A 9,570-nucleotide genomic window follows, 5' to 3' on the forward strand; every position below is an offset into this window, starting at 1 on the left:
CAGCATGACCCAGCGCGCGTCCGCGAAATCGAGATGGATGAAGCTTTCCGAGCCGGTGATCTCGGTGATCGTCACCTTGGCGCGCACCGGCACAGCGGCGGCATTGGGCTGATCGAGCGACAGGTGATGCGGCTGAAAACCGACCGTGTACATGGCATCGGCAATGCCGGCGAGATCGGCGGGCACCGGCAGTTTGACCCCACCCTCGAGCAGGAAATCCCCACCTTTCTTGGCCAGCACGATGGTGTTGAGCGGCGGGTCGGCGAAAGTCTTGGCCGTCACCAGATCGACCGGTTTGCGGAACACGTCGATGGTCGGTCCGAACTGGGTGATGCGCCCTTCGGAAAGCGTCGCCGTGTTGCCGCCGAGCAGCAGCGCTTCGTGCGGCTCGGTCGTGGCGTAGACGAAGATGGTGCCGGCGGCGGCGAAGATCCTGGGCAATTCGGCGCGCAGTTCCTCGCGCAATTTGTAGTCGAGATTGGCGAGCGGTTCGTCGAGCAGCACCAGGCTGGCGTTCTTGACGATGGCGCGCGCCAGTGCGGTGCGCTGCTGCTGGCCACCGGACAGGCTCAGCGGCGTGCGGTCGAGATAGGGCGTCAGCTTGAGAAGTGCTGCGGCATGGCGCACTTCCTTGTCGATCTTCGCCTGATCGGTTCCCGCCACCCTGAGCGGCGAGGCGATGTTCTCATAGACGGTCATCGCCGGATAGTTGATGAACTGCTGGTAGACCATGGCGATCTTGCGCTTCTGCACCGGCACGCCGGTGACATTCTGGCCGTCGAACCAGATCGAACCGGAGGTCGGCACGTCGAGGCCGGCCATCAGCCGCATCAGGCTGGTCTTGCCGGATAGCGTCGGTCCGAGCAGGACATTGAGCGAGCCGTGCTGGAGCGTCAGCGACACATCGCTTATATGCGCGACCGCACCGACCGTCTTGGTGACGTTTCTCAGTTCCAGCATGACGCCTCCTCCCAGGCCTTCCGCATCAGCTCAAACCCCTCTTCATTCGGCAGCCGCGACATGGCGCCGGCTTATGCCGTGCATGAATTCATCGAGAGCCGCCACCTGCTCGCGGCTGAGATGCAGACCGCGCTTGGTACGGCGCCACAATACATCTTCCGATGTGACGGCCCATTCGTTTTGAACGAGATAGCGCACCTCGGCCTCGTAGAGATCGGCGCCGAAGTTGCGGCCGAGATCGACGTTCGATTTGGCCAGCCCCAACAGCATCCTTGCGCGGGTGCCGTAGAGCCGGGTCAGCCGGCGAGCCAGGCGCGCGTCGAGGAACGGATAGGCGGTCTTCAGTTTCGCCACTTCGGCATCGAAACCGGTGGCCGGGAAATCGCCGCCCGGCAACGGCGCGTTTGCCGTCCACGGCTTGCCGCGTTTACCCAGAAAACCCTCGATCTTTTCCAGCATCGATTCCGACAGCCGGCGATAGGTGGTGATCTTGCCGCCAAAGGCGTTGACGATCGGGGCGGCGCCCTCGCCGCCATCGGCCTTGAGCACATAGTCGCGCGTCGCTTCCTGCGCCTTGGAGGCTCCGTCATCATAGAGCGGACGGACGGCCGAATAGGTCCAGACGATGTCCGAACGCTTGACGGCTTCAGCGAAATATTCGCTTGCCGCGGCGCAGAGGTAGTCGATCTCGGTGTCGCTGATCCTCACGTCATGCGGATCGCCGGGGTAATCCTGGTCCGTGGTGCCGATCAGGGTGAACTCTTCTTCGTAGGGAATGGCGAAGATGATGCGACCATCCCTGTTCTGGAAGAAATAGGCGCGCGGATCGTCGAACTTCCTGGCGATGACGATGTGGCTGCCCTGCACGAGGCGGACATTGTGCACATCGTTGAGGCCGACGACGCCGGAAAGCACATGATCGACCCAGGGTCCAGCGGCATTGACCAGCAGGCGCGCCTTGATCTCCTCGGTCTCGCCGGTCTGCAGATCCTCGACCTGGACCGTCCACAAGCCGTTTTCGCGGCGCGCGCCGGTCACTTTCGTGCGGGTGCGGACCGTTGCGCCGCGGTCGGCGGCATCACGTGCGTTCAGCGCCACCAGCCGCGCGTCATTGACCCAGCCATCCGAGTATTCGAAGGCCTTCTTGAATAGCGGCTTCAAAGGCTTGCCGGCCGGATCCCTGGCCATGTCCAGCGTCCGGGTCGCCGGCAGCAATTTGCGCCCGCCAATGTGGTCGTAGAGGAAGAGACCGAGCCTGATCAGCCAGGCCGGGCGCAGGCCCTTGGCATAGGGCAGCACGAAGCGCATCGGCCAGATGATGTGCGGCGCGTTCTTCCACAGAACCTCGCGCTCCATCAGCGCTTCGCGCACCAAGCGGAATTCGTAGAATTCGAGGTAGCGCAGGCCGCCATGGATCAATTTGGTCGAGCCCGAGGAGGTCCCGCTGGCGAGGTCGTTCATCTCGGCGAGAAAGACGGAAAAGCCACGCCCGACGGCGTCGCGGGCGATACCGCAGCCATTGATGCCGCCGCCTATGACGAAAATGTCACGGATCGGAGATGCGTCCACAAATTCCTCCAGCGATTTCGCATTGCACCATTTTTGGGCTTTTACGAAACCGTGTCGGAATTATTTCGAAATGATAACGAATGTCAAACGAAATATCACGGGCGCGTGATATCAGCTGAAAACCGCCTAGGCGAGCGACGTCTCGATCAGCTGAACCTCGGCCTCCTGGCAGATCTTGCGCACCGAGGGGATGTCGCAGCGGTCGGTGATGAAGGTGTTGACCTGCGACAGATGGCCGATGCGCACCGGTGCGGTTCGCTCGAATTTGGTCTGGTCGGAAACCAGGATGACATGCCTTGCATTGGCGATGATCGCCTGCGCCACCTTGACCTCGCGAAAATCGAAGTCGAGCAAGGCCCCGTCATGGTCGATGGCGGATGCGCCGATCACCGCGTAATCGACCTTGAACTGCCTAATGAAATCGACCGCCGCCTCGCCGACCACACCGCCATCGGAACCGCGCACGACACCACCGGCGATCACCACTTCGATCGACGGATATATCCGCATCCTATTGGCAACATTGATGTTATTGGTGATGACCATGAGACCGTTGTGATCGAGCAACGCCTTGCTGACCGACTCGGTCGTGGTGCCGATGTTGATGAACAGCGAGGCGTTGTCGGGGATCAGCCTGGCTGCCGCACGGCCGATCGCCTCCTTCTCGTCGGCGGCAATCTTGCGTCTCGCCTCATACTCCATGTTCTCGATGCCGGAGGGGTACAGCGCGCCGCCATGGATGCGCGAGAGCAGCCGCTGATCGCACAAATCGTTGAGGTCCTTGCGTATGGTCTGCGGCGTCACATTGAAGTGGTTGGCCAGATCATCGACCAGCACGCGGCCGTGATCCTTGGCCATCTGGATAATCTCGGCATGGCGCGGCGACAGATACATGGGCAACCTCCCGTTTTCGTTTTTCTTGTCTATAGTCGAAAACGAAACCGATGAAAAGGCATAAGCCGGCTAACGAAATCAGCGACCCAGGCCACGTGCGATTTCAGTAATCACCACAAAAGCCGTTTCGACATCGGCGGCGGTCGCCTCGAACTGTCCGACCTGGAACCGGATTGCGATCAGTCCATCAACCTTCGTCTGCGTCAGGTAGATGCGGCCATCGTCGTTGATCGCATTGACAAGGCGCAGATTGTGCTCGTCCCCGTCGGTTGCGGTCTTGTGCCGGAACGAGAACAACGACAGCATCGGTTCGCTGACGATCTGGAAATCCGGCTCCCTTGCCAGCCGCGCCGCCAGCCCTTCGCTCCACGCGACATGATTGCGGATCATCGTGCGCAGGCGTTCCAGGCCATGGGCGCGCAGCAGGAACCATAATTTCAACGCGCGAAATCGCCTGCCGAGCGGTACCGACCATTCGGAATAGTTGATGATGCCGTCATGACCGTGCGTCTTCAGATAATCCGGCTTGATGGCCAGCGTCCTGACATGGCTTTCAGGGTCGCGCAGGAACTGGATCGAGCAGTCGAACTGAGCGCCCAGCCATTTGTGCGGATTGAAAACGATCGAATCGGCGCCTTCGACGCCTGTCCAGAAATGCCGATATTCCGGACAGATCATCGCCGATCCCGCCCAGGCGGCATCGACATGGAGATAAAGCCCATGCCGCCGTGCCACCTCGGCAACCGCAGCAATGTCGTCGGTGCCGCCAGTGCTGGTGCCGCCGACGCAAGCGATGATGCCCGCCGGCAGCATGCCGGCTTCCCGGTCGGCGACGATTGCCGCCTCGAGCGCGGCCGTGTCCATGGCGCGAAAGCGGCCGCTGACGGGAATGCGCACGAGATTGTCCTCGCCGATGCCGGACACCCAGATCGCCCGGTCGATCGACGTGTGCACCTGGTCGGAGGAGTAGATGCGCAGCCGCGCCTGCCCTGCCAGGCCCTGTTTGTTGCCTTGCCAGTCGAGTGCCCGTTCGCGCATGGTCAGCACCGCGGCCAACGTCGCCGATGAGGCTGAATCCTGGATTACGCCCGAGAAGCCTTCCGGCAGACCGAGCGCCTGGCGCATCCAGTCGACGGTGCGCGTTTCGAGTTCGGTCGCCGCCGGCGACGTCTGCCACAGCATGCATTGCGCGGCCATCGCCGAAACCAGATATTCCGCCACCACCGAAACCGGCGCCGCATTGGCCGGGAAATAGGCGAAGAAGCGCGGATGCTGCCAATGGGTCATTCCCGGCAGGATCTTCTCTTCGAAATCGGCGAAGATCCGGTCCATCGGTTCGGCGTCTTCGGGCGGCGAAACCTCGATGCTTCTAGAAATGGCGCCGGGTTCTACCAGTGGCCGCACGGGGCGGTCGCGCAGATTGTTGCGATAGTCAACGCCCCAGTCGGCGGCGCGCCGCGACCATTGCCGGAAATCATCATTGTTCATCCTGTCCTCCCGACATGATCCATCGCTACCATCCGTCGCGGTTGGTCTCTTATTAATTAACGCGTGAAATATATGCAACCAGCAAGAGATGCCGCACGCCTTAGCCAGGGAAATCCGGCAGGCTGGCAAAAGCCGTCTTCAGCGCATTCGACCAGCCATCGGAGATCGTGCGGTAATACTGGTCGTCCTGGCCGATCCGCTTCTTCAATCCGACCTTGAAAGCGTCCTTCTCCAGGAAGAGCAGGTCGAGCGGCAAGCCGACAGACAGGTTCGACTTCAACGTCGAATCGAACGACACCAAAAGCAGCTTCACCGTCTCGGCGAGGCTCATCGTCTTTTCGTAGGCGCGGATGATGATCGGCTTGCCGTATTTGGTCTCGCCTATCTGGAAGAACGGCGTGTCATCGGTCGATTCGATGAAATTGCCTTCGGGATAGATCATGAACAGGCGCGGCTCGCTGCCCTTGATCTGACCGCCGAGGATGAAGGACGCATTGAAATAGGAATCCGCCTTCTCGCCAGCGGGTGACGAATTGGCGATGACCTCCTTGACCGTGTCGCCAACAATGCGGACCGTTTGGTACATCGACGGCGTTTCGAGCAGTGTGGAATGTCTTTCGGAGATTGCCTTGGTGCGCTCGTCAAGCAGGCTGACCACGGCCTGCGTCGTCGCCAGATTGCCCGCCGACATCAAAACGATGACGCGTTCGCCCGGCTCTTCCCAGACATGCATCTTGCGAAAGGTGGAGATGGAATCCATGCCTGCATTGGTGCGCGTGTCGGACATGAACACGAGCCCGCGATCGATCTTCAGGCCAACGCAATAGGTCATGGAATCTCTTCTAGAGCAATTCCAGGAAAAGTGTGAAGCGGTTTTCCGTCCGGAATTGCGTTAAAACAAAGGGATAGAGCGGTTCGGGGTTCCTTGAAACGATGAACCGCTCGGCAGCAATCTTGCGGAGGATTACTGCTCCACCGTGACGGTGACCGCAAGCTGTTCTTCCGCCTGTCCCAGCCGAATTCCCGACACCGGCGTGGCGTCGCGGTAATCGCGGCCCGTCGCCACCTTTACATAGCGCTCGTCGGGCGAGATGCCATTGGCGGCATCGAAGGCAACCCAGCCGAGACCCGAAACATGCGCTTCGGCCCAGGCATGGCTGGCCGCCTGCTCGACCGTCGCATCCAGCATCAGATAGCCGCTGACATAGCGGGCCGGAAAGCCCATGGCACGGGCGGCGGCGGCAAAGATATGGGTATGATCCTGGCAGACCCCGGTCTTGAGCGCCAAGGCTTCCTCCGCCGGCGTCGTCGCATTGGTCGTGCCGGGCGTGTAGGCGACGCGCTCTCCGATGACAGCCGTCAGCCGGTGCAGCCGTTCGATGTCGCTGCCCTTGCCAACCGATGCGGCGAGTTCGCGGATACCGCTGCCGATCACCGTCAATGGTGTCTCATGGCTGTACAGCCAGAGCGGCGTGAAGCCCTGGTGTGGCCCCGAGACGCCCGCGGTGTCGCGCGTCACCACTTCGCCCGACGCCTCCACCGTGATGAAGTCGCGCTCGCCCTCGACGCTCAACAGCCTTGTGTCGTTGCCGAAATGGTCGACAAAGCGGACCTCTTCGCGCGCGCCTTCGATCGCCAGAGCCCAGGACAGAACGGTCTGCGTCGACCCGCTGACTGGAAGCAGCCGCAGCCGCTGCAACAGATAGTGCACCGGCGTATCGTAACGGTACTCAGTTCGGTGGGTAATCTTCAGCCGCATGCTTCTATTCCGTTTGTGAGCGCGATCTCCGGACAAACGGTTTCCGTTTGTCTAAGAAAACCGGCTCCACCTTTCGGGACCATGCTCAATTGAACCGATAATCTTGTGCGATTTCGTCGCCCAGCTTGGTGTTGTCGCGAATGAAATTGGCCAGGAATTCATGCAGCCCGGTATCGAAGATATCCTTGATCGACCCGGCTCTCAGCATTGTCTGCGTCTTCTCGGCCGTTGCGTGGCAGGCATGGCGCTCGCCGTAATCGTCGCCGAGGAATTTCAGATGCTCCGACAGGAAGCGATAGCAGAACATCAGCGAACGCGGCATGCGGACATTGAGGATCAGATAGTCGGCAATGTTGGTCGGCTTGTAATCAGCATCGTAGACCCAGCGATAGGAGCGATGCGCCGAGACCGAACGCAGGATCGATTCCCACTGATAATTGTCGAGCGTCGAGCCAACCCAGGAGATCGACGGCAGCAGCACATAATATTTCACGTCGAGGATGCGCGCCGTGTTGTCGGCGCGCTCGACGTAAGTGCCGAGTTGCGAGAAGTCGAAGATCTCGTTGCGCAGCATGGTGCCGTAGAACGAGCCGCGGATCAGCGCCGTCTCGCGCTTGATGGCGTCGAGCACGCTTGGCAGGTCGCGCTCGTCGATCGGCTTGGCCAGCATCCGCTTCAGCGCCATCCAGGCTTCGTTGATGCTTTCCCAGGTCTCGCGCGTCAGCGCGGTGCGCACCATGCGGGCATTGTTGCGGGCTGTCTCGATGGACGACATCGTGCTCGATGGGTTCGACGTGTCGCGCAACAGGAAGTCGGCGACATTGGCGGCGGTATAGTCGGAATATTTCTGGCTGAAGGTGACGTCGGAACCAGCGCTGAGCAGCACCGAATTCCACTCTTCCGAGGCGCTTTGGGTGCGGGTCAGCGCCATGCGCAGGCCGGCATCGACCAAGCGCGCCATGTTTTCCGCCCGCTCGATATAGCGGTTCATCCAATAGAGCCCGTTTGCGGTGCGGCCTAAAAGCATGAAGTGGCCCTTCGGGCTAGTGAGTAGCGAATAGTGAGCAGTGAATATTAAGCAATTGAATCTCAATGAAATATGGCATTTCCTGTCCCTCTATTTCCGCTACTGACTACTGACTATTCCCTACTCACTCGTCTCAATCATCCAACACCCAAGTATCTTTCGTCCCGCCGCCCTGCGACGAGTTCACAACCAGCGAACCTTCCTTCAACGCGACGCGTGTGAGGCCCCCAGGCACGATCTGGATGCGGTCGGAGACCAGCACATAGGGCCTGAGATCGACGTGGCGCGGCGCCAGCCCTTTTTCCGTCAGGATCGGGCATGTCGACAGCGCCAGCGTCGGCTGGGCAATATAATTCGATGGCTTGGCCGCCAACTTCTTGGCGAAGGTCTCGCATTCCTTCTTGGTTGCCGCAGGCCCGACCAGCATGCCGTAGCCGCCGGAACCGTGCACTTCCTTGATCACCAGCTCGTCGATGTGTTCGAGCACGTATTTCAGGCTGTCGGGCTCCGAGCAGCGCCAGGTCGGAATGTTGCCCAGGATTGCCTTGCGACCGGTGTAGAACTCGATGATCTCGGGCATGTAGGAATAGATCGCCTTGTCGTCGGCTATGCCGGTGCCCGGCGCATTGGCGATGGTGATGTTGCCGGCGCGATAGACATCCATGATGCCGGGTATGCCGAGAGCGGAATCCGGACGGAACGTCAGCGGGTCGAGGAAAGAATCATCGACGCGGCGGTAGAGCACATCGATCTGCTTGTAGCCTTCCGTCGTGCGCATGGCGACATGGCCGTCGACCACGCGCAGGTCCTGGCCTTCGACCAGTTGCACGCCCATCTGGTCGGCAAGGAAGGCGTGTTCGAAATAGGCGGAATTGAAGCTGCCGGGCGTCAGCACCGCAATGGTCGGCGCACCTTTGGTGCTTTGCGGCCGCACCGCCGCCAGCGACTGGCGCAGAAGCTGCGGGTAGTTTTCCACCGGCCGCACCTTGATCTTCTGGAACAGCTCGGGGAACAGCTGCATCATCGTCTCGCGGTTCTCCAGCATGTAGGAGACGCCGGACGGCGTGCGCGCATTGTCCTCCAGCACGTAGAACTCGTCCTCCGAGATGCGGACGATGTCGACGCCGATGATGTGGGTATAGACGCCGGCCGGCGGCCTGACCCCGATCATCTCCGGCAGGAATGCCTCATTCCTGGCGATCAATTCCCTGGGTACGCGCCCTGCCCGCAGGATTTCCTGGCGATGGTAGATGTCGTCGAGGAAGGCGTTCAGCGCCTGCACGCGCTGCTCGATGCCCTGCGTGAGGCGCCGCCATTCATTGCCTGAAATGATGCGGGGAACGATGTCGAACGGGATCAGCCGCTCGGAGGCTTCTTGCTCACCATAGACGGCGAAGGTGATGCCGGTCTTGCGGAAGACGCGTTCAGCGTCCTGCATCTTCTCGGTCAGCCTGGCTGGATCCTGCTCCTTCAGCCAGCGATCATACGCCGAATACGGTCTTCTCAATCCGGAGACTTCCGGAAGCATTTCATCGAACGCTGCCAATCGCATACTCCCCTGTGACGCCATTTCACTGGCGTCGCCGGAGAAAATCAAGCGCAATCGGTGATTTGGGAGATACGGGCGATCAGTATGTTGCGCCTGCCTAAAATTGAGGCAGCTGAAATATGACCTTGATCAGCCTTTGCCTCGTGCCCGGGCAAATGCGTTTACCGGCTAGAAAGCACGGAACGTGACGACGGTGAACGTGTCCTTGATGCCGGGGAGAATCTGCACCTTTTCGTTGACGAAATGGCCGACGTCTTCCTCGTCGTCGACATAGAATTTGGCGAGCAGATCGTAGTTGCCGGCGGTGGAGTAGATTTTCTAGGC

At 60.5% G+C, this 9,570-nt stretch carries 8 protein-coding genes and 1 pseudogene; all 9 read right to left on the bottom strand.

Annotated features, from left to right (window positions below; all coding sequences use genetic code 11):
- On the bottom strand, window positions 1-960 hold a 960-nt coding region (locus EOA22_RS15195), incomplete at its 3' end, for an ABC transporter ATP-binding protein (protein ID WP_164755458.1).
- Between the two features lie 42 nt (window positions 961-1,002).
- Window positions 1,003-2,529 carry a glycerol-3-phosphate dehydrogenase gene (gene glpD, locus EOA22_RS15200; RefSeq protein WP_013531813.1) on the bottom strand — a complete coding sequence of 509 codons (1,527 nt, stop codon included), beginning with the start codon at window positions 2,527-2,529 and terminating at the stop codon, window positions 1,003-1,005.
- A 126-nt stretch (window positions 2,530-2,655) separates the two neighbouring features.
- Window positions 2,656-3,423, bottom strand: coding sequence for a DeoR/GlpR family DNA-binding transcription regulator (locus EOA22_RS15205; RefSeq protein ID WP_013531814.1), 768 nt, complete (start codon window positions 3,421-3,423; stop codon window positions 2,656-2,658).
- 78 nt (window positions 3,424-3,501) lie between these two features.
- Window positions 3,502-4,911: an aspartate aminotransferase family protein gene (locus EOA22_RS15210; RefSeq protein WP_063167944.1), complete on the bottom strand. Its 1,410-nt coding sequence runs from the start codon at window positions 4,909-4,911 to the stop codon at window positions 3,502-3,504.
- Window positions 4,912-5,011: 100 nt separating this feature from the next.
- Window positions 5,012-5,743 (bottom strand): peptidase, encoded by a 732-nt coding sequence (locus tag EOA22_RS15215; RefSeq protein WP_013531816.1) that lies wholly within the window; start codon window positions 5,741-5,743, stop codon window positions 5,012-5,014.
- A 132-nt stretch (window positions 5,744-5,875) separates the two neighbouring features.
- Window positions 5,876-6,670, bottom strand: coding sequence for a transglutaminase family protein (locus EOA22_RS15220; RefSeq protein WP_063167943.1), 795 nt, complete (start codon window positions 6,668-6,670; stop codon window positions 5,876-5,878).
- 85 nt (window positions 6,671-6,755) lie between these two features.
- On the bottom strand, window positions 6,756-7,697 hold the full coding sequence (locus tag EOA22_RS15225; RefSeq protein WP_024503501.1) for an alpha-E domain-containing protein: 942 nt from the start codon (window positions 7,695-7,697) through the stop codon (window positions 6,756-6,758).
- A 133-nt stretch (window positions 7,698-7,830) separates the two neighbouring features.
- A complete protein-coding gene (locus EOA22_RS15230; protein ID WP_024503502.1) occupies window positions 7,831-9,243 on the bottom strand; it encodes a circularly permuted type 2 ATP-grasp protein in 1,413 nt (470 codons plus the stop codon).
- 171 nt (window positions 9,244-9,414) lie between these two features.
- A pseudogene (locus EOA22_RS15235) lies at window positions 9,415-9,570 on the bottom strand (Lrp/AsnC family transcriptional regulator); the annotation flags it as partial.

It is taken from the genome of Mesorhizobium sp. M7A.F.Ca.US.014.04.1.1, assembly GCF_003998745.1.
In the GTDB taxonomy this organism is placed as follows: Bacteria; Pseudomonadota; Alphaproteobacteria; order Rhizobiales; family Rhizobiaceae; genus Mesorhizobium; species Mesorhizobium ciceri.

Bases quoted from the DNA above. Each gene is read 5' to 3' on its own strand.
- EOA22_RS15205 (WP_013531814.1), bottom strand. From the start codon at position 3,423: ATGTATCTGTCGCCGCGCCATGCCGAGATTATCCAGATGGCCAAGGAT.
- EOA22_RS15210 (WP_063167944.1), bottom strand. From the start codon at position 4,911: ATGAACAATGATGATTTCCGGCAATGGTCGCGGCGCGCCGCCGACTGG.
- EOA22_RS15215 (WP_013531816.1), bottom strand. From the start codon at position 5,743: ATGACCTATTGCGTTGGCCTGAAGATCGATCGCGGGCTCGTGTTCATG.
- EOA22_RS15220 (WP_063167943.1), bottom strand. From the start codon at position 6,670: ATGCGGCTGAAGATTACCCACCGAACTGAGTACCGTTACGATACGCCG.
- EOA22_RS15225 (WP_024503501.1), bottom strand. From the start codon at position 7,697: ATGCTTTTAGGCCGCACCGCAAACGGGCTCTATTGGATGAACCGCTAT.